The following is a 24,760-nucleotide window of genomic DNA, read 5'->3' as shown; positions in this document are numbered from 1 at the left end:
TTTAGCCTGACGAAACCAGCCTGTCGATTTGCCGACAGGCTGGTTGTCACATAGCCGGAGCAGAAAAATATGGCGCGTGTCATTTCGGTTGAGGCCGAGCGCTTTCCCATAGCAGGGATCTTCACCATTTCGCGCGGCTCGAAGACCGAGGCCGAAGTCATCACCTGTATTATCCGCGACGGCGGCCATACCGGTCGCGGCGAATGCGTTCCCTACAAGCGCTATGGCGAGACCATGGACGGCGTCCGTGACGCGATCCAGGCGATGAGCGGCCAGATCGCCGATGGCATCAGCCGGGCTGGCCTCCTCGACGCCATGCCTGCGGGAGCGGCCCGCAACGCCATAGACTGCGCCTTGTGGGACCTGGAAGCAAAAGGGAGCGGAACGTCGGTTGCCTCCGCGATTGGCGCGGTTCCCACAAAGGCACTCGAGACGGCCTACACGCTTTCGCTTGCTGAGCCCGATGCAATGGCGGCCCAGGCCCGCGCCAACGCGGCGCGGCCACTGCTGAAGGTCAAGATCGGTGGCGACAATGACATCGCCCGCATCCGCGCCGTCAGGCAGGCCGCACCCGACAGCCGCATCATCCTCGACGCCAACGAAGGCTGGACCGACGAGACCATTGTCGCGAACCTCGCCTTCGCCGCCGAGCAGGGCATCACGCTGATCGAGCAGCCGCTGCCGGCTGGCCATGACGAGATCCTGCGCCACATCGCGCATCCTGTGCCGATCTGTGCCGATGAAAGCGTGCACGAGGCGAAGAACCTGGCGGCGCTGGTCGGTCTCTACGATGCCGTCAACATCAAGCTCGACAAATCGGGCGGCCTGACCGCGGCGCTTGTCCTGCGCGATCGCGCCCGCGATCTGGGGTTCGGCGTCATGGTCGGCTGCATGGTCGGCACATCGCTGGCGATGGCGCCTGCCGTCTTGCTCGCTCAGGGCGCCGAATTCGTCGACCTCGACGGTCCGCTGCTGCTTGCCCGCGACCGCGTGCCCGGCCTTGTCTACGAGGGATCGCTGGTTTCACCGCCCGAGCCGGCGCTGTGGGGCTGAGCGCGCGGCGAGCCCGATCAGCGCCAATCCGATCAAGGCAACCGGAATCATGGCAAAGAACCCGTCCACGCCAAAACGGTCGTAGAGCGGGCCGGACGCCAGCGTCACCACCGCCATGAAGAAGCCGTTGGAGAAATAGGCGATGCCTTGCGCGGCGCCCGTACGCTCCTCGGAGATCGTCTCGCCGATCATCTTCTGCAGACCGATCAGCACCAGCGCCACCGAGACCGAATGCAGCGACTGCACGGCAAAGAAGCCGGGAATGCCGAGGCCTAGCGGCCATACCAGCGGAAAGGCGATCCAGCGCACAATGGCGCCAATCCCTGCCATCACCATGACCGACACGACGGAGAACTTATTGAAAAAGCGGGTGAACATCATGAACATGCATACTTCGGACACCACGCCCCATGCCCACAGAAGGCCGACCACCGAATCGCTGATGCCAATCGATTTCCAGTAGATCGAGACGAAGCCGTAGAGGAATGCATGGCTGGCGGTGATGACGCCGACGCCAATGGAGAAATACAGGAAGTAGGGATTCAGCAGCTTTGGTGCCGAATGCTGGATGTCGGTGGCCGAAAGCGGCGACGAGCGCCTGGGACGGCCAAGCCGCGGCGCGAACAGGCCGGCGACAAGCGCCGCCGCCAGCGCTACGAAGATGATCACCGGGACGGCCCGCGAGCCGGTCGCCGAGAGGATGAAACCACCGGCGACATTCGCGCACAGATAGGAGATCGATCCCCATTTGCGCATGCTCGTGTAATTCGAGCCGAAGCGGCGCACGCCCGACAGCGCCAGCGAATCTGCAATCGGCGAATGCGGCGTCCAGACGGTGGTGAGCACCAGCGATACCGCCAGCACGATGGCGTAGGTCGGAGGCAGGAAATAGCCCGCCGACAGCAGCAATGACGCCGCGACCAGCGCGATATAGACATCAGCGCGGTCGCCAGCCTTGTCCGCCAGCGCCGTCAGCAAGGGCGTCGTCACCACGCGCAAGAACATCGGAGCCGCCAAGATGACCGCGATCTGCTCGGCGTGAAATCCTTTCGCCTGCAGCCACAGCGGAAAATAAGGCAGATGGGTCCCGAGCGGCACGAACAGCGTCGCGAAGATCAGGCTCATGCGCAGTTCGAAATGGCTGGGCTTGACGAGCTGTTCAGGCGAGAGCGGCGGCAGGGACATGAATCGATCCAATCACGTCGCCCACGACCGGCTGGTCAGCAACGCATATCGATCCCATAACATGTAGAAAAACCGGACGAAACCGGCTGGACCAGTCGATTGATGCTGAAAACTCAGGGAATTCCGCGTCAGGCCGCCTGCCCTACACGATCTTCGATAAGCATCGGGACGAAAGCCTGGTCCGGCGCCTCCGGCAGCACCTGCGCCCAGGTCAGGATTTCCATCCGGCCATCGAAATGCTCGACCACCGCCGTGCAGCTTTCCACCCAATCGCCGGTGTTGATGTAGCGCACATCCTCGAAGTTCTCGATAGCGGCATGGTGGATGTGACCGCAAATCACGCCATCGACGTGCGAACGGCGCGCTTCCTCGGTCAGCACGGTCTGGAACGAGCCGATGAAGTTCACCGCTTTCTTGACCTTGACCTTCGCCCAGGATGAGAACGACCAGTATGGCAGGCCAAGCAACTGCCGAAGCCGCGTCACCACCCGGTTGACGATCATGGCCGCGTCATAGGCATGGTCGCCGAGATAGGCGAGCCAGCGCGCATTGTGCACGACGGTGTCGAATTGGTCGCCGTGGATGACGAGCAGGCGCTTGCCGTCGGCGGTTTCGTGTATGGCGCGGTCGGCCACGACGATGCCGCCGAAATGCACGCCCTGGAACTGGCGCGCGAACTCGTCATGATTGCCCGCGATATAGGTGATGCTGGCGCCCTTGCGCGCCTTGCGCAGCAGTTTCTGCACCACGTCGTTGTGGCTTTGCGGCCAGTGCCAGCTTCGCCGCAACCGCCAGCCATCGACGATATCGCCGACGAGATAGATGATATCGGCGTCGTGATATCGAAGGAAATCGATCAGGAATTCAGCCTTCGCCGCCTTCGACCCAAGGTGGACGTCGGAGATGAACATGCTGCGGAAAGTGCGGGGCTCTTGGCCGGACATCGATTTGTCACCGTTGCTTTCGCCCAGCCTATGCCCCGATTCATGCAACAACCGTATGACGGTTGCGATTGGTCCAGCCCCAAGGGTAGGTTGCCGCCAACTCACCAGGAGAAAATCGTCATGGATCTCGGTATTCGCGGCAAGAAGGCCATCGTTTGTGCATCGAGCAAAGGACTTGGAAAAGGCTGCGCCATGGCGCTGGCCGAGGCCGGTTGCGATATCGTGGTCAACGGGCGCAACGCCGAACTGGTGGCCAAGACCGCCAAGGAACTGCGCGAGCGCTATGGCGTCACCGTGACTGAAGTCGTCGGCGACGTCTCGAAGCCGGAGGTGCAGAAGGCGCTGCTTGCCGCCTGCCCCGAGCCCGACATCCTCGTCAACAACAACGGCGGCCCGCCGCTGCGCGATTTCCGCGAACTGGATCGCGCGAAAATCCTCGAAGGCGTCACGCAGAATATGGTGACACCGGTCGAGCTGGTCCAGGCGGTCATCGACGGCATGGCGGCGCGCGGCTTCGGTCGCATCGTCAACATCACCTCGCTGTCGGTCTATGTTCCCATTCCCGGCCTTGACCTTTCCTCCGGCGCGCGCGCCGGTCTGACCTCGTTCCTCTCCGGCGTGGCGCGGACGGTGATCGCGCGCAACGTCACCATCAACAACATGCTGCCGGGCAAACTCGACACCGACAGGCTGCGCGGCCCCCACGAAGCCGGCACGGTGGAGGATCCCAAGGCGGCTGCCGAGCGCAAGACCCGCATCAGCGCCGACGTTCCCGCCAAACGGCTTGGCACACCGGAGGAATTCGGCCAGATCTGCGCTTTCCTGTGCTCTGTCCATGCCGGTTACCTGACCGGACAGAACATACCGGTGGATGGCGGTCTCTACGTCAGCGCTTTTTGATCAACACGTTTGAGACAAAGCGGCACTCGGCAATGTCTCGGTTGGAATGTTCATGACCTTGCTTGTTGACCACGCGGATTGCGCCTTTGGCGGCCGAATTAATTGCCCGGCCTGACACACGTTAGGCCGGGTCTTCCCGCATGTGAGCATCAATGGCGCGCAACACGCCAAACACAGGTCCATCCATATGTCATCGAACGAAGCGACGCTGCATCTCCTGTGCGGCAAGATTGCCGCCGGCAAGTCAACGCTTGCAGCCCAACTTGCCACCCTGCCCCACACTGTCGTTGTCAGCGAGGATCATTGGCTTTCCCGGCTTTACCCGGGCGAAATGACTTCCGTCGCCGACTACGTCCGCCGCTCTGCCCACCTTCGAAACGCGATGGGATCGCATCTGGTCGATCTGCTGAAATCAGGTGTATCGGTTGTGTTGGATTTTCCCGCCAACACGCCGGCAAATCGCGCATGGATGCGAACGATGTTTGAGGAGGCGGGAGCTTCCCACCAACTGCATTACTTCGACGTTTCCGATGCCGTCTGCAAGGCGCGTCTTCGGGCGCGAAATGCCAGCGGGGATCACGAGTTCGCGGCAACAGACGAGCAATTCGATCTCATCACGAGCCACTTTGTAGCGCCGACCGCCGATGAAGGCTTCACCATCGTGATCCATCGGTAAAAACGTGGTCTTTGTGTGCCGTCGTGGCCTTGCCGCGCGATCGAGACTGGCGTCAATCCATCCCTTGGAAAATCGAGCGGTGCCAAGGCCCAGAATTCAGCTGACCGGCATAAGTGGCTGATATATATCGATTTTCTATCGGTCAGCGCGTAAAGCCGCCGGCGCGTCATTTAGCGTCGCGAAAAACGCTGACCGCATGCTAAAAGGAATCTCTACGCAGGTTTCGATGGAGCGGCCGCATGGAAGGCGATAACAAGAAAACGGCACGTTCGGACCTCGACGAAGCCGCCCTTTACTTCCACAAATACCCGACGCCGGGAAAGCTTGAGATCCAGGCGACGAAGCCGCTCGGCAACCAGCGCGATCTGGCGCTCGCCTATTCGCCGGGCGTCGCCGCTCCCTGCCTCGAAATCCGCGATGATCCTGCGACCGCCGCCGACTACACGGCGCGCGCCAATCTGGTCGGCGTGGTTTCCAACGGTTCGGCGGTGCTCGGCCTTGGCAATATCGGTCCGCTCGCCTCCAAGCCGGTGATGGAGGGAAAGGCGGTGCTGTTCAAGAAATTCGCAGGCATCGACGTGTTCGACATCGAGATCGATGCGCCGGGGATAGAGCGCATGGTCGAGACGATCTCGGCGCTGGAGCCAACCTTCGGCGGCATCAATCTCGAGGACATCAAGGCGCCGGAATGCTTCGAGGTCGAGGAGCGGTTGAAGGCTCGCATGGCCATACCTGTCTTCCACGACGACCAGCATGGCACCGCCATCATCGTTGCCGCCGCCGTGCTCAACGGGCTGGAATTTGCCGGCAAGACGATCTCGGACATCAAGATCGTCACCTCCGGCGCTGGCGCGGCGGCCCTTGCCTGCCTAAACCTCCTGGTCTCGCTCGGCGTGCGCGTCGAAAACATCTGGGTCACCGATCGCTTCGGCGTTGCCTATAAGGGCCGCGTCGACGAGATGGACCGCTGGAAAGACCCTTATGTGAAGGACACCGACGCCCGCACGCTGGCCGACGTGTTGCCGGGAGCCGACGTGTTCCTCGGCCTTTCGGCCGCCGGCGTCCTCAAACCGGAATTGCTGGCGCTCATGGCGCCAAAGCCGCTGATCCTGGCGCTGGCCAACCCCAATCCCGAAATCATGCCGGAGGCCGCACGGGCGGCACGTCCCGACGCCATGATCTGCACCGGCCGTTCCGATTTTCCCAATCAGGTCAACAACGTACTGTGTTTTCCTTACATCTTTCGTGGAGCGCTCGACTGTGGCGCCAGCGCCATCAATGAAGAGATGAAGATGGCGGCGGTGCGGGCGATCGCAGCCCTTGCCCGTGAAGAACCATCCGATGTAGCGGCCCGCGCCTATTCCGGCGAGACGCCGATCTTCGGGCCGGATTTCCTGATTCCCTCGCCCTTCGATCCGCGCCTTATCCTGCGCATCGCTCCAGCTGTCGCCAAGGCGGCCTGCGACACCGGTGTCGCCACCCGGCCGATCGCCGACTTCGCCGCCTATATCGACAAGCTGAATCGCTTCGTCTTCCGCTCCGGGCTTGTGATGAAACCAGTGTTCTCTTCGGCGAAAGCATCAAGCGCCAAGCGCGTCATCTATGCCGACGGCGAGGATGAGCGCGTGCTGCGCGCCGCCCAGGTGGTGCTGGAAGAAGGCATAGCCGAGCCGATCCTGATTGGCCGCCCGCACGTCATCGAGGTGCGGTTGAAGCGCTATGGCCTACGCATCAAGCCGGGCGTCGATTTCGGCCTGATCAATCCCGAGGACGACCCGCGCTACCGCAATTATGTAGACCTGCTCATCGAGCTTGCCGGCCGGCGTGGCGTGACGACGGAAGCCGCGCGCACCATGGTGCGCACCGACAACACGGTGATCGCCGCGCTCGCCCTGAAACGCGGCGACGCCGACGCCATGATCTGCGGCCTGGAGGGACGCTTTGCCCGCCATCTGCGCAATGTCACGCTGATCATCGGCCCCCGCGCCGGCATCAAGGATCACGACCTGTCGACGCTATCCATGCTGATCTCGCAGCGCGGCGTTATCTTCCTGACCGACACCTACGTTTCCGTCGACCCTACTGCCGAGGAAATCGCCGAGATGACGGTTCTGGCGGCCGAAGAGATCAGGCGATTTGGCATTGAGCCAAAAGCCGCCCTGCTCTCATTCTCGGATTTCGGCTCTCGCGACGCACCGAGCGCGCTGAAGATGCGGCACGCAGCAGCGATCCTGGCACGGATCGCGCCAGACCTGGAATGCGACGGCGAAATGCATGCCGACTCCGCCCTGTCGGAGTCTCTGCGCCAGCGGGTCTATCCGCATTCGCGGCTGAAGGGTGAAGCCAATCTTCTGGTGTTCCCCAACCTGGATTCCGCCAACATCACGCTCACAGCGCTGCGCACGATGATGGATGCCCTTCATGTCGGCCCGATCCTGCTCGGCACCGACAAACCGGCGCACATCCTGACCCCGTCGGTGACATCGCGCGGCATCGTCAACATGACGGCGCTTGCCGTTGTCGAAGCCGCGCAGAAGGCGCAGGCGACGGTCAATCTGGGCTGAAGTATATCGACCACTGTGGATCGCATCGGGCCCGTCGGCAAGCTTAAGAAACAGTTAACCGCGAGCGCGGTAGGTTTGGCGGCGAACAGGCAGGCGGAGTTCGGGGCGGATGACCAGCGGAGGGTGGAAGCAGGCGCATACCGCCGTGCTGCTCGGCGCTCTGGTGCTTTCCTGTCTTGTCATGTCCCAGCCGCAGGCGGCATCCCGTTCCTGCCGCCAACTCGAAGCCGATCTCGCGGCAGCCTCGACCGGTGGGGGCAAGCCGGCGCTGCTCGGCAAATACGACGACGCGATTGCCCGGCAACACGAGCAGATTTCGAAGGCCCGCAGCCAGTCGAGCAGCGCTGGCTGCGGCTTTTCTCTGTTCGGCAGCAATGTCACCGAATGCGCGGCGCTCAACGCCAGCATCGACCGCATGAATGCCAATCTCGACGCGCTGCAGAACAAGCGCGCCAGGCTTGCTGGCGGCGGCTCCCGCCGAGATCGGGCGCGCATATTGGCGTCCCTTGACGCCAATGGCTGCCGGGACGGAGCGGCGCCTCAAAGAAGCAACCCCGTCGAGGCTGCGAACACCGAAAACGACAAGGGAAACCTGTTCAATCAGCTGTTTGGTGGCGACAGAACCCAGCCAGACGCACTCGACCAGCCGGACAGCCGCGATGAACAGCAGACCGGCCGCCAGGTGCTCAACCAGCCCGTCATGGACCCGCCGCGCTCTGGCGGCGAGTTTCGTACATTGTGCGTTCGCACTTGCGACGGGTATTTCTTCCCGATGTCGAACGCGGCTTCGGCCGGCGACTTCGAGCGCGACCAGAAGAATTGCGAATCGAGCTGCCCGGGCACCGAGATGCAGGTTTTCTACTCGCGCGGCATGGAAGACGATTCGGCATCCATGACCTCATCGGTGACCGGCAGGCCCTACAGCGAACTGCCGACCGCCTATCTCTACAAGGCGCCCAACATATCGCGCCCGCCGGCCTGCGGCTGCAATGCCGCGCGGAATTTCCAGATCATCGCCGGCAATCCGCCAAACCCGGAACAATCGCAGCCGACGACAGACGTCGCGCCGTTTGTTCCAGTGCCTCTGACGAAGCCCGATCCGGGCGCCGACCCGGAGACCCTGGCCAATGCCGAGGGAAAGCTCGATCGCGAAGCGATCAAGCGCCTGACCTTCAGGCCCGCCACCTCGCCCGTATCCGCGTTGCCGCCGGACCAGCGCAGGATCAGGGTCGTCGGGCCATCGTTCCTTCCCGACCCAGCAGCGGCAATAGATCTGCGAGCTCCGGCCCCGAAGGCAGTCCAGTAAGCGCCAGCCGAAGCGGCATGAACAGCGACTTGCCCTTGCGGCCTGTCGCCTCCCTGACCTTGGTCGTCCACTCCTTCCAGATCGCCCCGGTCCACGGGTCTTCAGGCAGCAGATCGAATGCCTGGCGGAGGAAGTCGCGGTCGTCGTCGGAAAATTCCGGCTGTTCCTGCGGCCCGTCGCGCAGGATGCGCCACCAACTCGTCGCGTCGGCCAATCGATCGAGATTGCCACGGACCGCCAGCCAGAACGGCTCGGCCTGTTCGCCGGATATGCCAAGCACCAGAAGCCGGTCATGTGCCTCTGAGAACGGCATGTGATGGAGCAGCGTCCGGTTCAGGACGAGAAGCTCATCCGGGTCGAACTTGGCTGCTGATTTCGACGTCGCGGCCGGATCGAAGCGATCGGAGAGCTCGCTCATCGTCGGCACGGCCGTGACATTTTCAGACGTACCGACCAGCACCGCCAGCGAGGCGACCGCCATCGGCTCGATACCGCTCTCGCGCAGGCTCTCGATAGACAGCGCACCGGTCCGCTTCGACAGTCCCTCGCCCGAGGTCGTCGTCAGAAGATTGTGGTGACCGAACACCGGCGGCTCGGCGCCCAGCGCCTTGAACAGCGCTATCTGCACGCCCGTATTGGTGACGTGGTCGTCACCGCGAATGACATGGCTGATGCCCATGTCGATATCGTCGACCACCGAAGGCAAGGTGTAGAGATAGGTGCCGTCCTCGCGCACCAGAACGGGATCGGAAAGCGACGCGAGGTCGACGGTCTCCTCACCCCGAACCAAGTCGTTCCAATGAACTTCCGTACGCTCCGGCTCCTGCGGATCCCCGGCGAAATTGGGCAGCAGGAAGCGCCAGTGCGGACGGCGGCCATCGGACTGGTATTCGGCGATCTGCCGCGGCGTCAGCGTCAACGCCTCCCGGCCATAGACCGGCGGCAGGCCGCGCGTGCGGCGTACCTTGCGCCTCAGATCGAGTTCCTCCGGCGTCTCGTAGCAAGCGTAGAGAACGCCGGCTGCCTTCAGCTTTTCCACCGCGGCATCGTAGATTTCGAAACGCCGCGACTGATACTCCGTCGCGTCCTGGAAGATGCCGAGCCAATGCAGGTCGTAAAGTATGGCGTCGGAAAACTCCTGCTTCGAGCGCGCAAGGTCAGTATCGTCGAAGCGCTGGATGAAGCGGCCCTTGTTCTTCATGGCGAACAGCCAGTTGAACAGGGCGGTGCGCGCATTGCCGATATGAATGCGGCCTGTGGGCGACGGAGCGAAACGTACAGTAACTGTCATGAGCGGGGCGTACCGGATGCTTTTGTTGTTGACAAGACACGCCCCCGCGCCGAGCGGCAGACATAGAACATGCCGAAAGGAATGAAAAGGCTACAGCGCCGCGCTGGATGCGCGGCGCTGTGCACAGCTCGATCAGAGCACAAGACCCTTGGTCAGTTCCAGCGCCTGGCGTTCGAACAGGCGGCGGTAGATGCCACCCTTCAGCCGGATCAGCTCGTCATGCGAGCCTTCCTCCACGATGCGGCCGCGATCGAAGACCAACAGCCGGTCGAGTGCCCTCACTGTCGAAAGCCGGTGCGCGATGACCAGGGTTGTACGACCGACCATCAAGCGCTCCATCGCTTGCTGGATCAGCACCTCCGATTCCGAATCGAGGCTTGATGTCGCCTCGTCGAGGATAAGGATTCGGGCGTCGGCCAGGAAAGCGCGTGCGATCGCCACCCGCTGGCGCTCGCCGCCCGACAGTTTCACGCCGCGTTCACCGACCAGCGTGCCGTAGCCCTTTGGCAGGTTGACGATAAAGTCATGCGCGCTGGCAAGCCGGGCGGCGTGCTCGATCTCCGCCTGCGTGGCGGCAGGCCGCGCATAGGCGATGTTTTCCGCCAGCGAACGGTGGAACAGGATCGGCTCCTGCTGCACGATGGCGATCTGGCCGCGCAACGACGCCTGCGCCACCATGGAAATATCTTGTCCGTCGACAAGAATTTGCCCGGCGTTCACGTCGTAGAGCCGCTGGATGAGCTTGACGAAGGTCGTCTTGCCCGAACCGGAGTGACCGACCAACCCGACCCGTTCGCCTGGAGCTATGTCCACCGAGAAGTCGCGATAAAGCGGCGATCGGTGGCTGCCATAGTGGAACGTGACATTGTCGAAGGTGATGCGGCCATCGGTGATCCGGATCGGCTTGGCGCCGGGCTGATCCTCGATGCCCAGCGGTTCGGACCCGAAATCGACCAGTTCCTCCATGTCGTTGATCGAGCGCTGCAAATTGCGGATATGCGTGCCGATGTCACGCAGATAGCCCTGCAGCACGAAGAACGAGGTGAGCACGAAAGCCACGTCGCCGGCGCTTGCCTGCCCCCATGACCACAGGAACAGGACAAGGCCGATCACCGCCGCTCTGAGCAGCAGCAACATCGATCCCTGCGTCGTGCCGTTGACAGTGCCGCGCACCCAGGTTCGCCTTGTACGGGCGCGCCATTTGGCGACAACCTTGGCAAGGCGGGCTTCCTCACGCGCCTCCGCGCCAAAACCCTTCACCACCGCGTTGCAACTGACGGCGTCGGCGAGCGAGCCACCCATGCGCGTATCCCAAGCGTTGGCAAGCCGGGCCGCGGGGGCGACATAGCCCAAGGAAAGCATCGCGGTGACGATGATGAAAAGCACCGAGCCGGCAGCGACCACCACGCCCATCATCGGCCAGAACCAGCCGAGCAGCAGCGTCGAGCCGACCAGCATCACCAGCGAAGGAAACAAGGCAATGAGAATCGTGTCGTTGAGCAGGTCGAGCGCCCACATGCCCCGCGTCACCTTGCGCACTGTCGAGCCGGCGAAGCTATTGGCGTGCCAGTCGGTGGAAAAGCGCTGAACGCGGTGGAACGCATCCGCCGCGATATCCGCCATCATCTTCAGGGTCAGGTCGGTGATCCCCATGAAGGCGAGATTGCGCAACACGACGCCGGTCAGCGCCAATGCCACCAGCACCGAGAACGCGGCCATCGCGGCATTCCATGCCACCTCGTCCGCGGACGCACTGCTGGCAACGGCGTCCACCAGCCTGCCGGAATAAAGCGGCGTCATCACGTCGGCCAGCGTCGACAACAGGAAAGTGCCCATGATCAGCGAAAGCCGCCACGGCTGGCGCCGCCAGTGGGCGAACGTGAAACCTAGAACGCTGCGAAAGGCGCTCGCGCGCAGATCGATTCGAAAACGAGCCATGATGTCATTCGGGCGCAAACGAGCCCGGTCCCAATAAATTCGGAAATTGAAAAACCGCTCAAAGGCTAAGAAATCGCCCGGAATGCGGCGTGGCGTATTTGGCGACCAGCCCTTGCTCGGGCGGCGACCGGCATCGGCACAAGCCTGTTCTCAATCCGGCATCTGCACGAAGGAAAAGCCCTCGCGTTGCGCCGGCAGAGACCTAAGCTTCGCGGCCTCGCATTACCATTTCAAATACTGCCATTCGGACCTCCCGCAAAGAATCGCGGAAAGGTTCTTATAGAGATGGCCGCGGACGTCGCCAAGGCGAACCAACGCCAAAACGGCAACTGGGCCAACCACTGGGATTATTTTGCAACAACGACGGGTTGTATACCGACGTGGTCTGGCCTGGTTCATCAGTGCAGTCATGCCGGACGGCGACGGTTTGAAACTTTAAGGAAAGCGCCTATCCGCGATCCCTGAACCGGTTGGTGATCGGATAGCGGCGGTCGCGGCCGAAATTCTTCCTGGTGATCTTCACACCGGGCGCTGCCTGCCGGCGCTTGTACTCGGCGATGTAGAGCAGATGCTCGATGCGCGTCACCGTTGCCCGGTCATGGCCGCGCGCGACGATCTCGTCGACGCCCATCTCGTTCTCCACCAGGCATTCGAGAATATCGTCGAGCACCGGATAGGGCGGCAGCGAATCCTGGTCTGTCTGGTTCTCGCGCAGTTCCGCCGACGGCGCCTTGTCGATGATATTCTTCGGAATCACCTCGCCGGAGGGGCCGAGCGCACCCGGCGGCACATGCGAATTTCGCCAGCGCGACAGGGCGTAGACCTGCATCTTGTAGAGGTCCTTGATCGGATTGAATCCGCCATTCATGTCGCCATAAAGCGTGGCGTAACCAACCGACATCTCGCTCTTGTTGCCGGTGGTGACGACCATCGATCCGAATTTGTTCGAGATCGCCATCAGGATGGTGCCGCGCGCCCGGCTCTGCAGATTCTCCTCGGTAATGCCTTCCTTGGTGCCCTCGAAAAGCGGCGTCAGCGCGTGCACGAAACCCTCGACCGGCTCGAAGATCGGCACGATGTCATAGCGGCAGCCGAGCGCGCGGGCGCAATCCTCGGCGTCCTTCAGCGAGTCCTTCGACGTGTAGCGATAGGGCATCATGACGGCGCGTAGCCGCTCCTCGCCAAGCGCATCGACGGCAAGAGCGGCGCAGATCGCCGAATCGATGCCGCCGGACAGTCCGAGCACGACATTCTTGAAGCCGTTCTTATTGACGTAGTCGCGCAGGCCCAACATGCAGGCGCGATAATCCGCCTCCTCCTTGTCGGGTATTTTCGACATCGGCCCTTCCGAGCAGACCCAGCCATCGCCCTGTCTTTTCCAGGTGGTGACGTCGAGGGCTTCCTCGAACTGGCTCATCTGGAAGGCAAGCGTCTTGTCGGCGCCTATGGCAAAAGACGCACCGTCGAAGATCAACTCGTCCTGACCGCCAAGCTGGTTGGCATAGATGATCGGCAGCCCGCACTCGATGACCTGTCGAATGACAACCTGGTGACGGACGTCGATCTTGGCCCGATAGTAGGGCGAGCCGTTCGGCACCAGCAGGATTTCGGCCCCGCTCTCAGCCAGCGTTTCGCAGATGGCGACATCGCCCCAGATGTCCTCGCAGATCGGAATTCCCAACCGTACACCGCGGAAATTGACCGGCCCCTGGATCTCCGGCCCGGCCTGGAAGACACGCTTCTCGTCGAACTCGCCGTAGTTCGGCAGGTCGAGCTTGTAGCGCTCGGCAAGAATCTTGCCGCCGTCCGCGACGATGATCGAATTATGCGTCCCGCTCTTGCGCTTCAACGGCGTGCCTATGATGAAGCCCGGCCCGCCATCCGCGGTATCCCCGGCGAACTCTTCCGCCGCCCGCTCGCATGCCCGCAGGAACGCCGGCTTCAGCACCAGATCCTCCGGCGGATACCCAGCAAGGAAGAGCTCGGTGAAGAGAATGATGTCGGCGCCCTGGCGGGCGGCGTCCGCCCTCGCCTCACGCGCCTTGGCGAGATTACCGGCAATGTCGCCGACAGTCGGATTGAGCTGGGCGACGGCGATGCGCAGGATGTCGGGAGCGGTTTGCTTGATCATGTCAGCGGGTTTAGCGCGACGGAATTCGCCGGGCAATGACGTTCGTTTGGACCACCCGGACCGGTCGAAGGAATGTCGGTCACGGACTATTCGCCCATATATTCGCGCAGCGAGTCCGGCGAATGGTTCTCGCCGATCGACATCGCCAGGATGCGTGAAATATGCCGGCGCGGCAGGCCGGATTCCGCTGCCCAGATATTGATCTGGGTCTGGATCTTGTCGAGGTCCTTCTTCGACGTCGGGCTGTCGGCGATGTCGAGACCGGCATCACGGAGCGCCGCCGACATATCGCCCGAAATGATGAAAGCGTCCCACTCCAGCCACCTCAGGAAATACTGCCCGGTATTGCCGCCGAGCCGGCTGCCATGCTTGCCGAGATAGGCCATCAGACCGACCTGGTCGTCGGCCGGCCAGTTGGCGAGGAATTTGCCAAAACCGCCATGTTCCTTCGACATACGCTCGACGAAGGCGGCATTGTCACGAACGGATTTGATCTTCTGGGGATTGCGCACGATGCGCTTGTCGGCTGTCAGGTCGTGCCAGAAATCATCGGGCTGGAACAACAGCCGCTTCGGCTCGAAGTGGAGAAAGGCCTCTTCGAAGCCCGGCCATTTCTGCTCGATGACCCGCCAGACGAAACCTGCCGCAAAGACGCGCTCGGCCATTGTCGAAAGAATTCGGTCGTCCGCGATGCCAGCCACCGCCGCATTGTCGGGCGCAGGTCCCAGAAGCGAGGCAAGTTGGGCTTCGCCATCCTTGCGTTTTGCGGCGCGCTGACGAATTTTCTGAAAATCGGCCATCGCACCCTCGCCAGTTGCCGCGAATGTACCACTTCCCGTAGACGCCGGCAGCCTCTACGTCTGTCGTGGACATAGCTGTGGGAACAAGCATGAACAAGGTAAAAAGAGGTCTGCCAAACCGTTGGGCGAGACCACGGACGAACGATCCTGACGCGCTCGACGGTATGCCGTCGCAACACCGGTCAGCTTCATGACAGAGTTCATCCATCACCTCATCGAACAATACGGGCTTATCGCTGTTTTTCTCGGTTGCGTTGCCGAAGGAGAGAGCGCGGCGATCCTGGGCGGATTTTTCGCGCACCAGCATCTCTTCATTCTGTGGCATACCGTCCTTGCAGCCGCGCTGGGCGCCTTCGCGGGCGACACTTTGTTCTTCATTCTTGGAAGAAGCTTCGCCGAACATCCATTCGTGGTCAGGCTGAGAAAGCGTCCCGGCTTCAGGCGCGCCTATCGGCTGGTCAACACGCACCCCAACATATTCGTCCTGTCGAACCGCTACATCTACGGCCTGCGTCTCGTCGGCGGTATCGCGGCAGGCCTCTCGCGCATAGGCATGATGCGCTTCGTCATCCTGAACGCCATATCATCGGCGATATGGGCGGTGCTGTTCAGCGGCATTGGTTACTTCTTCGGGTTGGGGGCGGAGCAGCTGGTCGGCAAGGCCCTGGCTCGCCACGAGAAATTGCTGATCGGCCTCGCAATCGGCCTGACTGTCGCGGTCATCGCCTGGCTGATCGCCCGCTACGTGTCCAGGAAAGAACGCGCCAAGGAAGCCAGGGAAACGGTGTCCTAATCGATACCGAGAAGGCGGTCGCCGCGATCGAGGATCAACGGAATGATAAGGTCCTCTTCGTCGGCAAGATGCCGGGTGAGCATGGCAATCAGCCGGCTGTTTTCGTCGGCATAGGCATCCGCCGCGAATCGCTGCTTGTCCTCGCTCTCCTGGAGCGTACGGATAAAGGCGTTCGCCGCTTCGGCATTGCGTTCCAGTCCCTCATGGATCGTGTGATGATCGGCATCGAGTATCTCGAAGCCATGCTTCAATCGGGTCTCGGCCTTAGCGAAAACCGGGAAATAATGGTGGTCCTCGACATTGTGATGGCCGTCGAGATTGCCAAGGAAGTGGTTGAGACGCGGCGAGAACCAGCGCGCGAAGTCCGGTGCCGTCAGCCTGCCCTCGCGATAGTCGCCAATGCCCTTGGTCAGCATGCCGCCCAACTCGCGGAACATGTCGTGCCGCTGCAGCCACATGTTGGCAATGCCGTGGATGTTGGCATGTCCCTGCCAATTCTCACGCGGGTATTTTTCGGCGAGCCAGCGCAGATCGTCGGGCAGCCCTGCTCGCTCAAGCAACAGAAAACTGGCGGCGTCGCTCATGACGGTCTCCTGGACCACGATCCATCCCGAAAAGTGGATACCGGTTTTCGGGATGCATCATGTCCGGATCAGGTTGGGATAACCGCCATATAGGGGGTGAAACGCTAGATCGGTAGTCCCGTGATCCGTTCGATCAGAGCGATCCCCCAGACACCGGCAACGATCACGACCGAAATCAGCACCGCCAGCGAGCCACAGTCCTTGGCTAGCTGTATCTCTATGTGGAATTCGCGGGAGACGGCGTCGCACGCGGCCTCGATGCCCGTGTTCAGCACTTCCACCATGAGCAGGAGCAGCACCGCGCCAATCAGCAACGCGTAGCCTCGCCAGGAGGTCGAAACAAACCAGCCCAGCGGCAAAGCGAGGATGAGCAGCATTAGTTCCTGCTGGAAGGCCTTTTCGGTTGCAGCCAGCTTGCGAAACGCCCGCACCGAATTGAAGAACGCGTCGATCAGCCGTTGCATGCCAAATCCCCGTCAGAATCACCGGCCCGGGATAATGCAATGGCCGCATCAATGGAATAAGGTGGTTTGTCCAAAACTCACGCGTTTGCAAACAAGGGTTACGGCTAGTGATCTTGTTTAAATGGTGAAAGACCATCTTCCACATGCGCCCGCCTCAAAAACCGGCGCATGGTTTCTACAGCCTGAGGTAGAAAAAGCTTGCGAAGCTACGATAAATTAAGGAAACTTTAGCGCGCCTGCATTTATTGTGCGGTGAGCGAAAGTCGCGGGTGGGGACGCGTCTCTTCGCAAGATGCTCTGGAATGTCGAATCGCGTTCCCCCGTCGGAGATATCCGGCACTCGCAGTCCGCGATGGCTCCTAGGGTAGAGTGAACAAAAAATGCAACCGGCAACCGCCCCGACCGAACGAAACACCGACATCGCAAGCACGGTTGTGGCGACCATGCGACAGTTGGGTGTCCTGGGCTTGCCGCGCAATTACGAGATCTTCTACGAAGCGTTGAGCGGTACCAATCACGAACTCAGTCTTGCCGTCGTATCGCTAAGCAATCGCCCGACCCAGGACGAACTGGACAAGATCGGACGCGCCTTCTTCGCGCAGAACCATGGCCCGAGCATCGTCGAACACGCCAGGGATGTCATCGCCAGGGAACTGGAGGACGTTGCTTCGCTGCTGAGAAGCGAACGCAGTCATATCGAGAAATATGGCAGGATCCTCGATGAGACGTCGAGCGGACTGAGCGGCCGCAGCCTTCTTTCGCAGGACCTGCTACAGAAGATCGCCAACGCCATGGCCGCCGCAACCAATTCCACGATCGATCATGGCAGGCAGGTTGCCACCACGCTCACTGACAAGACGGCCGAACTCGAGAGCGTGAAGTCGAAGCTCGAGGAGTACAAGCGGCTCGCGGACACCGATCCCCTCACCCACATCTGGAACCGCCGCGCCTTCGACAAGGAAATCACTCGGATCTACAACAGCAACAAGGGCATCCTTTTCAACGCCCTGATCCTTGCCGACATCGACCGTTTCAAGGACATCAACGACCGCTATGGCCATCCCGTTGGCGACAAGATCATTCAGATCATCGCCGACATCCTGCGGACCAGTATTCTTGGCGACATGTTCGTTGCCCGCACCGGCGGCGAGGAATTCGCGCTGATCATCGAAGGCGCCAGCGAGGACACGACCTACGAGATCGCCGAGCGTATCCGCGCGCTGATCGAGCAGACACCTTTCACCAGCAGCCAGACCGGTATGAATTACGGCACAGTCACGGTTTCCATGGGTATCTGCATGGCATCGGAGGCCGAGAACCCCGAGGATCTCTACACAAAGGCCGACCGCGCGCTTTACCGCTCGAAGGTCAGCGGCCGTAACCGTGTGACCAAGCATTCGACCATGGCCGGCCGTTCCGGCAAGAGCTGGCTGCTCTACAAGAAGGACTGACGCTCAGGATGATCGTTTTTTCCGCTTCTCGAATTTGACCGGCCCTCCCCTTTCCATATGAATTTTCATGGCCTATATTTTCCATGGAAACGGAAAGGTGAAGCCACCATGCAGCCCCGCGCTGCTGCCGACGCAGCCGAGAACGCAGTTCTAACCAAGGCCACGCTGCGCGCCGCTGACCTTCTGGACATAACCGCCAGGATGCTCGCCTCCGTCATCGGGGTTTCCGAGGCAACGATTTCGCGCATGCGCAGGCAGGAATTCCTGCTGGAACGCGGCACCAAGCCATTCGAGCTTGCGGTGCTGTTCGTACGCCTGTTCCGCTCGCTTGACGCCATTGTCGGCGGCGACGAGACCGTTGCCCGCGCATGGTTGAAGAACCCCAACACCGCGTTCGACGCCACGCCGCTAGAGAAAATCCTCACCATCACCGGGCTTGTCGATGTCATTGCCTATCTGGACTCCCGCCGCGCTCTCGTCTGAAGCCGTACAGCTCGAAGGCAGATACTGGCGGATGGTCGAGGCGCAGCACCGTGTCTCGACGCTGAAAGTCGTCGACACGCTGGATGAGCAGTCGCTGCTCGAGGACCTGATCGAGGAAACCAAGCCGCAAATCCCGCTCGAATGCCGGCATCTCCATTATCTGCTGGCAACGCCCTTCCGCTACGGGTCGGTCTATCCGCACGGCTCCCGCTTCCGCCGCGCCGGCAGGACCAAGGGCGTCTACTACGCGGCGGAAACCATGATGACCGCCGTGTCGGAAATGGCCTTCTACCGGCTGCTGTTCTTTGCTGAATCGCCGGATACGCCCTGGCCACGTGACGCTGCCGAATACACCGCCTTCGCCGCCGCGATACGCTGCGCGAAAGCCGTTGACCTGACCCGACCGCCGCTTGACCGCGACGAGGCGAGCTGGGCCCATCCCACCGACTATGCGGCCTGCCAGGGCATTGCCGACGTCGCGCGCGAAGCCGGACTGGAGGCGATCCGCTATCGCTCCGCGCGCAATCCGAACGGTGCCAACATCGCGCTGCTTACATGCCGTGGTTTCACCAAGCCGAAGCCGCTCGAACCCCAGACATGGCGCATCCGCCTCGGCGCCTTCGGCGTGCAGGCGATCTGCGAATTTCCGGAAAAGCGGATCGAGTTTTCGAGGACGGCTTTTGCCGATCCAAGGCTCAAGGACCTGCGTTGGGAACGCGAACGCTGAAACTGAAAAGGCGCCGGATTTCTCCGACGCCTTTCGATCCCAGAAATATAGAAAGAGATCAGCCGTTGACGGCCTGCTTGTGCTGCACAGGGTGGCTCTTCTTGAGCAGGTCGGAGACCAGGAAAGCCAGTTCGATCGCCTGGTCCGCGTTGAGGCGCGGGTCGCAATGGGTGTGGTAGCGATCCTGCAGCTCCTCGGCGGTGATGGCGCGGGCGCCACCGGTGCACTCGGTAACGTTCTTGCCGGTCATCTCGACATGGATGCCGCCCGGATGCGTGCCTTCGGCGCGGTGCACCTCGAAGAAGGTCTGCACTTCCTTCAGGATGCGGTCGAACGGCCGCGTCTTGTAGCCCGCGGCCTCGATGGTGTTGCCGTGCATCGGGTCCGACGACCAGACCACGCTGCGGCCTTCCTTCTTCACCGCGCGCACCAGCTTCGGCAGATGGTCCGCGACCTTGTCGGAGCCGAAGCGTGCAATCAGCGTCAGCCGGCCCGGCTCGTTCTCCGGGTTGAGAAGGTCGATCAGCTCCAGCAAACCGTCCGGTGTCAGCGACGGGCCGCATTTCAGGCCGAGCGGGTTCTTGATGCCCTTGCAGTATTCGACATGCGCATGATCGGGCTGCCGGGTACGATCGCCGATCCAGATCATGTGGCCCGACGTGGCGTACCAGTCGCCTGAAGTCGAGTCGACGCGGGTCAGCGCCTCCTCATAGCCCAGCAGCAGCGCCTCGTGGCTGGTGTAGAAATCCGTTTCGCGCAGCGCGTAATTGGTTTCCGAGGTGATGCCGACAGCCTTCATGAAGTCCATCGTCTCGGTAATGCGGTTGGCGAGCGACTCGTACTTCTCTCCCTGCGGGCTGTCGGACACGAAACCGAGCATCCAGCGATGCACATTCTCCAGGCTGGCATAGCCGCCCTGGGCGAAGGCGCGCAGCAGGTTGAGCGTCGCCGCCGACTGGCGGTAAGCCATTTCCTGACGGGCGGGATCGGGAATGCGCGACTTGGCGTCGAACTCGATGCCGTTGATGATGTCGCCGCGATAGGACGGCAGCGTCACGTCGCCCTTGGTCTCATTGTCGGACGAGCGCGGCTTGGCAAACTGCCCGGCAACGCGGCCAACTTTAACCACCGGCTGCGCGCCGGCGAAGGTCAGCACCACCGACATCTGCAGGAACACGCGGAAGAAGTCGCGGATGTTGTCCGCGCCATGTTCCGCGAAGCTTTCGGCGCAATCGCCACCCTGCAGAAGGAATGCATCGCCGGCCGCGACCGCGGCAAGCTGCTTCTTCAGCTTGCGCGCCTCACCTGCGAAAACCAGCGGTGGAAAGGTCGCAAGCTGGGCTTCCGTGTTCTTCAGCGCGGCAAGGTCCGGATAGGCAGGAACCTGCTTGATCGGCTTTGCTCTCCACGAATTCGGCGACCATTTCGTCATCGCTGCACCCAACGCTCTTTCCGAGCAATTCCAAACAGCTTTCCGTTCGGAATTGCTTCAAACAAACTGGCAGACGCCATCGTCCACCAAACCCGCCCCATATGGGGTCGCGGCTCCATACACGAAGCCGATTTCCTATTCTAGACCGGATTCGGCCGCATGGCGAATGGGGCTGCCCTAAGCGGCCTTGTCCACCAGCTTGGCCAGTTGCGTCATCACCACGGCAGAGCCAGCCAGCCGTTTTTCCGGTGTCGGCCAATCCCGGGCGAAGACGACGCTGTGGTCCGGCCTGATCTTGGCCAGCGAGCCCTGCTCGCCGATGAACTTGACGAGCCCGACCGGGTTGGGGAACTCGCGCTTGCGGAAATGGATGACAACGCCCTTTGGTCCGGCATCGAGCTTTTCTACATTGGCCTTGCGGCAGAGCGCCTTGATGAAGACGATCTTCAGCAGGTGCTTCACCTCTTCCGGGAGCGGCCCGAAACGATCGATCAGCTCGGCGCCAAAGGCGTCGATCTCCTCGGTGTTTTCGAGATCGCCAAGGCGGCGGTACAACGCAAGCCTGAGCTGCAGGTCGGGAACATAGCTTTCCGGGATCATAACCGCCGTGCCGACCGCAATCTGCGGCGACCAGCCGCCATCCTGCACCTCGCCAGAATCCTTCACTTCGGCGACGGCCTCTTCCAACATCTGCTGGTAGAGTTCGAAACCGACTTCCTTGATATGCCCAGACTGCTCTTCGCCCAGAAGGTTGCCGGCACCGCGAATATCGAGATCGTGGCTGGCGAGCTGGAAACCGGCGCCCAGCGTGTCGAGCGACTGCAGCACTTTCAGCCGGCGCTCGGCGGTGTCGGTGAGCTTGCGGTTGGCCGGCAGCGTGAACAGCGCATAGGCGCGCACCTTCGAGCGGCCAACGCGTCCGCGCAACTGATAGAGTTGCGACAGGCCAAACATGTCTGCGCGATGGATGATCAGCGTGTTGGCGGTTGGGATGTCCAGGCCGGATTCGACGATGGTGGTCGACAACAGCACATCGTACTGGCCGTCGTAGAAGGCGTTCATGATGTCGTCGAGTTCGCCCGGCGGCATCTGGCCATGCGCCACCGCCACTTTCAATTCCGGGACGGATTCCTTCAGGAAATCATGGATCTCAGCCAGATCGCTGATACGCGGAACCACATAGAAGGAATGGCCGCCGCGATAGCGTTCCCGCAGAAGCGTCTCGCGGATGACCAGCGGATCGAAAGGCGAGATGAAGGTTCGCACCGCCATGCGGTCGACCGGTGGCGTGGCGATCAGCGACAGTTCTCGCACGCCCGTCAGCGCTAGCTGCAGCGTGCGCGGGATCGGCGTCGCCGACAGCGTCAGCACATGGACGTCGGTCTTCAGGTCTTTCAGCCGCTCCTTGTGCTTGACCCCAAAGTGCTGCTCCTCGTCGATGATCAGCAGGCCGAGGTTCTTGAACGAGATCGACGAGCCGAGCAGCGCGTGGGTGCCGACGACGATGTCGACCTGACCTTCCGCCAGGGCTTTCTTGGTCTCGGCCAGTTCCTTTGCGCCAACCAGCCGCGAGGCCTGGGCGACGCGGATCGGCAGCCCTGAAAAGCGCTGCGAAAATGTCTTGAAATGCTGGCGTGACAACAGCGTCGTCGGCACCACCACGGCGACCTGGAAGCCTTCCATGGCCGCAATGAAGGCGGCGCGAAGCGCCACTTCGGTCTTGCCGAAGCCGACATCGCCGCAGATCAGCCGGTCCATCGGCTTGCCGGCGCCAAGATCGTCCCGTACCGAATCGATCGCCGTCTGCTGGTCGTCGGTTTCCTCATAGGGAAAGCGCGCCGCGAACTCGTCATAGAGCCCGTCCGCCGGCACCAGTGCCGGCGCTGCACGCATCTGCCGTTCGGCGGCGATGCGGATCAATTGGCCGGCCATGTCGAGCAGGCGTCGCTTCAGCTTTGCCTTGCGCGATTGCCAGGCACCGCCGCCAAGCTTGTCGAGCGTCGCCTCGGCCGAATCCGAGCCGTAGCGCGACAGAAGCTCGATATTCTCGACCGGCAGGAACAGCCGGTCGTCGCCAGCATAGTGGATTTCGAGGCAGTCATGCGGCGCACCGACCGCTTCGATGGTGCGCAGGCCGATGAAACGGCCAATGCCGTGATCGGCATGAACGACGATATCGCCCGACGAAAGCGCGGAAGCCTCGGCGATGAAGTCGGAAGCGCGCTTCTTGCGCTTGGAGCGCCGGATCAGCCGGTCGCCCAGAATGTCCTGCTCGGCGACGACGACCAGCTTTTCGGTCTCGAAGCCGGATTCCAGCGGCAGCACGGCAAGCGCTGCCTGCCCTGGCTCGAGCCTTTCCGCTTCGGCCAGCGTCGCGACCTGCTTGAGATTGCCGAGATGATGCTCGGCCAGGATCTGGCCGAGCCTGTCGAGCGACCCTTCGGTCCAGCCGGCGACGACGATGCGCCGGCGCGCTGCCCGCTCATCGGCGATGTGTTTTACCACCACATCGAAGACGTTGATGTTGGGGTCTGCGCGTTCCTCGACAAAGCTGCGGCCCTGGCGTGAACCGGCGTGGTAGACTTTTTTCGCGCCGGCATCCGGCGCGTCGAAAGGCGTGAAGTCGATCGCTTCGCGCGGTCCCAGCGACGCGACCAGATTCTCCGGCGACAGGTAAAGCAGATCCGGCGGCACCGGCTTGTAGGGAACGGCGTCCTTCAACGCGGCGTCGGCCTGCTTCTTGCGCGCCTCGTAATGATCGAGGATCAGCGTGTGGCGTTCGGCCAACGCTTCATGCGCCAGATGATCGAAGATGACGGGTGTGTCTGGCAAATAGTCGAACACGGTTTCCAGCCGCTCGTAGAAGAACGGCAGCCAGTGCTCCATGCCGGCGAAACGCCGGCCTTCGCTGACCGCCGCATAGAGCCCGTCGTCGCGCGAGGGCGCGCCGAACGCCTCGATATAGGAGCGGCGGAAGCGGCTGATGGTTTCGGGCGTCAGCGCCACCTCGCTCATCGCCTGCAGCGCCATCGACTTGCGCTGGCCGGTGGTCCGCTGCGTGGCGGCGTCGAAGACGCGGATCGATTCCAGCGTGTCGCCAAAGAAGTCGAGGCGAAGCGCCTCGGTCCAGCCCGGTGCCAGGAGATCAAGAATGCCGCCGCGCACCGCGAACTCGCCGACGCCGCGCACGGTTGGAACCCGCTCGAAACCTGAAACCTCCAGGCGCGAGATCAGCGCGTTCATGTCGATCTGATTGCCGGGCTTGGCATGGAAGGTCTGCGCTTCCACCAGACCCGCTGGCGGAATCCGCTGCAGCAGCGCATTGGCGGTGGTCAGGATGACCGCGCGATGCGGTTTCCTGGCCAGCGCGATCATCGCGGTCAGCGCATCGAGCCTCCGCGCCGCGGCATCGGAGCCAGGCGATACGCGGTCGTAAGGCAGGCAGTCCCATGCCGGCAGCTCGAGCACCGGCAGGCCGGGCGCGGCGAAGGCCAGCGCCTCGACGATAGCCGGCAGCCGCTGGCCATCGCGCGCCACGAAAAGAACCGGCTTGTCGTGGGCGATCTCCAACGCCGTCTGCACCAGCGCGAAGGCCTCATAGCCGTCGGCGACGCCGTCAACAATGAACTGGCCGGCGCGGCCCTTGGGCAGGCCGATTGTTGGAATGAGGGTCATGAAATCACGGTCTTGTTTGTCGCAATTCCGGACGGAAAACCGCTTCGCACTTTTCCTGGAATTGCTTGTGTTCAGAATGTCATGGAACGGCGCGAAGCCAGGATTTTTTGTAGAACGATGCAATCAACGTCCGCTGTAACCGGTCGCTCTCCGGTGATCATCGGCAGGAATTCGGTGTCGGGAATGTCGAGGAGCCTCTCATATTGGTCGATTTCATCACCGGTCAAGGCGTGGATCTCGGCGTCGGCGAAGCCGCCGAGGATGAGGTCCATTTCCCGCATGCCGCGATGCCACGAGCGGAACAGGAGTTTGCGGCGGCGGGCGTCGAGCCCTTCGCTTGATCGTGTCGTTCCAGTCATCGTG

At 62.0% G+C, this 24,760-nt stretch carries 20 protein-coding genes; 9 read left to right on the top strand and 11 right to left on the bottom strand.

The genetic code is table 11. The annotated features are described in order from the left end of the window. Positions 1-69: 69 nt before the first annotated feature. Positions 70-1,053, top strand: a complete 984-nt coding sequence (gene dgcA / locus ACO07C_RS03680) for an N-acetyl-D-Glu racemase DgcA (protein ID WP_421912879.1) — start codon at positions 70-72, stop codon at positions 1,051-1,053. Here the strand turns inward: dgcA and ACO07C_RS03675 are convergent. Both ACO07C_RS03675 and ACO07C_RS03670 read right to left on the bottom strand, forming a co-directional pair. Further along, positions 1,024-2,238, bottom strand: coding sequence for an MFS transporter (locus ACO07C_RS03675; RefSeq protein WP_421912878.1), 1,215 nt, complete (start codon positions 2,236-2,238; stop codon positions 1,024-1,026). The genes dgcA and ACO07C_RS03675 overlap by 30 nt on opposite strands. 128 nt (positions 2,239-2,366) lie before the next feature. Next, on the bottom strand, positions 2,367-3,182 hold the full coding sequence (locus ACO07C_RS03670; protein ID WP_421912877.1) for a UDP-2,3-diacylglucosamine diphosphatase: 816 nt from the start codon (positions 3,180-3,182) through the stop codon (positions 2,367-2,369). 120 nt (positions 3,183-3,302) lie between these two features. Here ACO07C_RS03670 and ACO07C_RS03665 point away from each other — a divergent pair, with 120 nt between their 5' ends. From ACO07C_RS03665 to ACO07C_RS03650, 4 genes are all read left to right on the top strand, one after another. Beyond that, entirely contained in the window at positions 3,303-4,082 is a 780-nt protein-coding gene (locus ACO07C_RS03665; RefSeq protein ID WP_421912876.1) for an SDR family oxidoreductase, read from the top strand. A gap of 187 nt (positions 4,083-4,269) precedes the next feature. Beyond that, positions 4,270-4,758 (top strand): AAA family ATPase, encoded by a 489-nt coding sequence (locus tag ACO07C_RS03660; RefSeq protein WP_421912875.1) that lies wholly within the window; start codon positions 4,270-4,272, stop codon positions 4,756-4,758. A gap of 239 nt (positions 4,759-4,997) precedes the next feature. After that, a complete protein-coding gene (locus ACO07C_RS03655; RefSeq protein WP_421912874.1) occupies positions 4,998-7,322 on the top strand; it encodes an NADP-dependent malic enzyme in 2,325 nt (774 codons plus the stop codon). Between the two features lie 109 nt (positions 7,323-7,431). Then, positions 7,432-8,628 (top strand): DUF2865 domain-containing protein, encoded by a 1,197-nt coding sequence (locus ACO07C_RS03650; protein ID WP_421912873.1) that lies wholly within the window; start codon positions 7,432-7,434, stop codon positions 8,626-8,628. On the opposite strand, the gene gltX is transcribed toward ACO07C_RS03650, so the two are convergent. From gltX to ACO07C_RS03630, 4 genes are all read right to left on the bottom strand, one after another. Then, a complete protein-coding gene (gene gltX, locus ACO07C_RS03645; protein ID WP_421912872.1) occupies positions 8,546-9,919 on the bottom strand; it encodes a glutamate--tRNA ligase in 1,374 nt (457 codons plus the stop codon). The genes ACO07C_RS03650 and gltX overlap by 83 nt on opposite strands. A gap of 132 nt (positions 9,920-10,051) precedes the next feature. After that, positions 10,052-11,857, bottom strand: a complete 1,806-nt coding sequence (locus ACO07C_RS03640; protein WP_421912871.1) for an ABC transporter ATP-binding protein — start codon at positions 11,855-11,857, stop codon at positions 10,052-10,054. A gap of 448 nt (positions 11,858-12,305) precedes the next feature. Next, positions 12,306-13,988, bottom strand: a complete 1,683-nt coding sequence (locus tag ACO07C_RS03635; protein ID WP_421912870.1) for an NAD+ synthase — start codon at positions 13,986-13,988, stop codon at positions 12,306-12,308. Positions 13,989-14,074: 86 nt separating this feature from the next. Continuing rightward, positions 14,075-14,788, bottom strand: a complete 714-nt coding sequence (locus tag ACO07C_RS03630) for a DNA-3-methyladenine glycosylase I (RefSeq protein ID WP_421912869.1) — start codon at positions 14,786-14,788, stop codon at positions 14,075-14,077. A gap of 190 nt (positions 14,789-14,978) precedes the next feature. Here ACO07C_RS03630 and ACO07C_RS03625 point away from each other — a divergent pair, with 190 nt between their 5' ends. Next, entirely contained in the window at positions 14,979-15,581 is a 603-nt protein-coding gene (locus ACO07C_RS03625; protein WP_421912868.1) for a DedA family protein, read from the top strand. Here ACO07C_RS03625 and ACO07C_RS03620 read toward each other — a convergent pair. Together ACO07C_RS03620 and ACO07C_RS03615 are read right to left on the bottom strand one after the other, a co-directional pair. Beyond that, entirely contained in the window at positions 15,578-16,165 is a 588-nt protein-coding gene (locus ACO07C_RS03620; RefSeq protein ID WP_421912867.1) for a hemerythrin domain-containing protein, read from the bottom strand. The two genes, ACO07C_RS03625 and ACO07C_RS03620, sit on opposite strands and share 4 nt — an antisense overlap. A gap of 104 nt (positions 16,166-16,269) precedes the next feature. Continuing rightward, a complete protein-coding gene (locus ACO07C_RS03615; protein ID WP_421912866.1) occupies positions 16,270-16,629 on the bottom strand; it encodes a diacylglycerol kinase in 360 nt (119 codons plus the stop codon). A 380-nt stretch (positions 16,630-17,009) separates the two neighbouring features. Between ACO07C_RS03615 and ACO07C_RS03610 the strand changes: the two genes are divergently transcribed. From ACO07C_RS03610 to ACO07C_RS03600, 3 genes are all read left to right on the top strand, one after another. Then, positions 17,010-18,080 carry a diguanylate cyclase domain-containing protein gene (locus ACO07C_RS03610; RefSeq protein ID WP_421912865.1) on the top strand — a complete coding sequence of 357 codons (1,071 nt, stop codon included), beginning with the start codon at positions 17,010-17,012 and terminating at the stop codon, positions 18,078-18,080. A gap of 108 nt (positions 18,081-18,188) precedes the next feature. Further along, complete coding sequence (locus tag ACO07C_RS03605; RefSeq protein ID WP_421912864.1) at positions 18,189-18,563, top strand: MbcA/ParS/Xre antitoxin family protein; 375 nt, start codon at positions 18,189-18,191, stop codon at positions 18,561-18,563. Then, positions 18,523-19,290 (top strand): RES family NAD+ phosphorylase, encoded by a 768-nt coding sequence (locus ACO07C_RS03600; protein WP_421912863.1) that lies wholly within the window; start codon positions 18,523-18,525, stop codon positions 19,288-19,290. Before ACO07C_RS03605 ends, ACO07C_RS03600 begins: the two co-directional genes overlap by 41 nt. A 58-nt stretch (positions 19,291-19,348) precedes the next feature. Here ACO07C_RS03600 and ACO07C_RS03595 read toward each other — a convergent pair whose 3' ends face one another. The 3 genes from ACO07C_RS03595 to ACO07C_RS03585 form a co-directional block, all read right to left on the bottom strand. Continuing rightward, positions 19,349-20,722: a class II 3-deoxy-7-phosphoheptulonate synthase gene (locus tag ACO07C_RS03595; RefSeq protein ID WP_421917431.1), complete on the bottom strand. Its 1,374-nt coding sequence runs from the start codon at positions 20,720-20,722 to the stop codon at positions 19,349-19,351. Between the two features lie 177 nt (positions 20,723-20,899). Next, positions 20,900-24,397 carry a transcription-repair coupling factor gene (gene mfd / locus ACO07C_RS03590; RefSeq protein ID WP_421912862.1) on the bottom strand — a complete coding sequence of 1,166 codons (3,498 nt, stop codon included), beginning with the start codon at positions 24,395-24,397 and terminating at the stop codon, positions 20,900-20,902. 71 nt (positions 24,398-24,468) lie between these two features. Further along, on the bottom strand, positions 24,469-24,756 hold the full coding sequence (locus ACO07C_RS03585; RefSeq protein WP_421912861.1) for a succinate dehydrogenase assembly factor 2: 288 nt from the start codon (positions 24,754-24,756) through the stop codon (positions 24,469-24,471). Positions 24,757-24,760: the final 4 nt, after the last annotated feature.

Origin of the sequence: Mesorhizobium sp., from assembly GCF_965229135.1 — a bacterium.
Classification (GTDB): Bacteria; Pseudomonadota; Alphaproteobacteria; order Rhizobiales; family Rhizobiaceae; genus Mesorhizobium.
This window is presented reverse-complemented; position numbering and strand designations above follow the sequence as displayed.

Bases quoted from the DNA above. Each gene is read 5' to 3' on its own strand.
- dgcA (WP_421912879.1), top strand. From the start codon at position 70: ATGGCGCGTGTCATTTCGGTTGAGGCCGAGCGCTTTCCCATAGCAGGG.
- ACO07C_RS03665 (WP_421912876.1), top strand. From the start codon at position 3,303: ATGGATCTCGGTATTCGCGGCAAGAAGGCCATCGTTTGTGCATCGAGC.
- ACO07C_RS03670 (WP_421912877.1), bottom strand. From the start codon at position 3,182: ATGTCCGGCCAAGAGCCCCGCACTTTCCGCAGCATGTTCATCTCCGAC.
- ACO07C_RS03655 (WP_421912874.1), top strand. From the start codon at position 4,998: ATGGAAGGCGATAACAAGAAAACGGCACGTTCGGACCTCGACGAAGCC.
- ACO07C_RS03630 (WP_421912869.1), bottom strand. From the start codon at position 14,788: ATGGCCGATTTTCAGAAAATTCGTCAGCGCGCCGCAAAACGCAAGGAT.
- ACO07C_RS03605 (WP_421912864.1), top strand. From the start codon at position 18,189: ATGCAGCCCCGCGCTGCTGCCGACGCAGCCGAGAACGCAGTTCTAACC.
- ACO07C_RS03635 (WP_421912870.1), bottom strand. From the start codon at position 13,988: ATGATCAAGCAAACCGCTCCCGACATCCTGCGCATCGCCGTCGCCCAG.
- ACO07C_RS03595 (WP_421917431.1), bottom strand. From the start codon at position 20,722: ATGACGAAATGGTCGCCGAATTCGTGGAGAGCAAAGCCGATCAAGCAG.
- gltX (WP_421912872.1), bottom strand. From the start codon at position 9,919: ATGACAGTTACTGTACGTTTCGCTCCGTCGCCCACAGGCCGCATTCAT.
- ACO07C_RS03615 (WP_421912866.1), bottom strand. From the start codon at position 16,629: ATGCAACGGCTGATCGACGCGTTCTTCAATTCGGTGCGGGCGTTTCGC.
- ACO07C_RS03660 (WP_421912875.1), top strand. From the start codon at position 4,270: ATGTCATCGAACGAAGCGACGCTGCATCTCCTGTGCGGCAAGATTGCC.
- ACO07C_RS03620 (WP_421912867.1), bottom strand. From the start codon at position 16,165: ATGAGCGACGCCGCCAGTTTTCTGTTGCTTGAGCGAGCAGGGCTGCCC.
- ACO07C_RS03625 (WP_421912868.1), top strand. From the start codon at position 14,979: ATGACAGAGTTCATCCATCACCTCATCGAACAATACGGGCTTATCGCT.
- ACO07C_RS03610 (WP_421912865.1), top strand. From the start codon at position 17,010: ATGCAACCGGCAACCGCCCCGACCGAACGAAACACCGACATCGCAAGC.
- ACO07C_RS03600 (WP_421912863.1), top strand. From the start codon at position 18,523: ATGTCATTGCCTATCTGGACTCCCGCCGCGCTCTCGTCTGAAGCCGTA.
- mfd (WP_421912862.1), bottom strand. From the start codon at position 24,397: ATGACCCTCATTCCAACAATCGGCCTGCCCAAGGGCCGCGCCGGCCAG.
- ACO07C_RS03675 (WP_421912878.1), bottom strand. From the start codon at position 2,238: ATGTCCCTGCCGCCGCTCTCGCCTGAACAGCTCGTCAAGCCCAGCCAT.
- ACO07C_RS03640 (WP_421912871.1), bottom strand. From the start codon at position 11,857: ATGGCTCGTTTTCGAATCGATCTGCGCGCGAGCGCCTTTCGCAGCGTT.
- ACO07C_RS03650 (WP_421912873.1), top strand. From the start codon at position 7,432: ATGACCAGCGGAGGGTGGAAGCAGGCGCATACCGCCGTGCTGCTCGGC.
- ACO07C_RS03585 (WP_421912861.1), bottom strand. From the start codon at position 24,756: ATGACTGGAACGACACGATCAAGCGAAGGGCTCGACGCCCGCCGCCGC.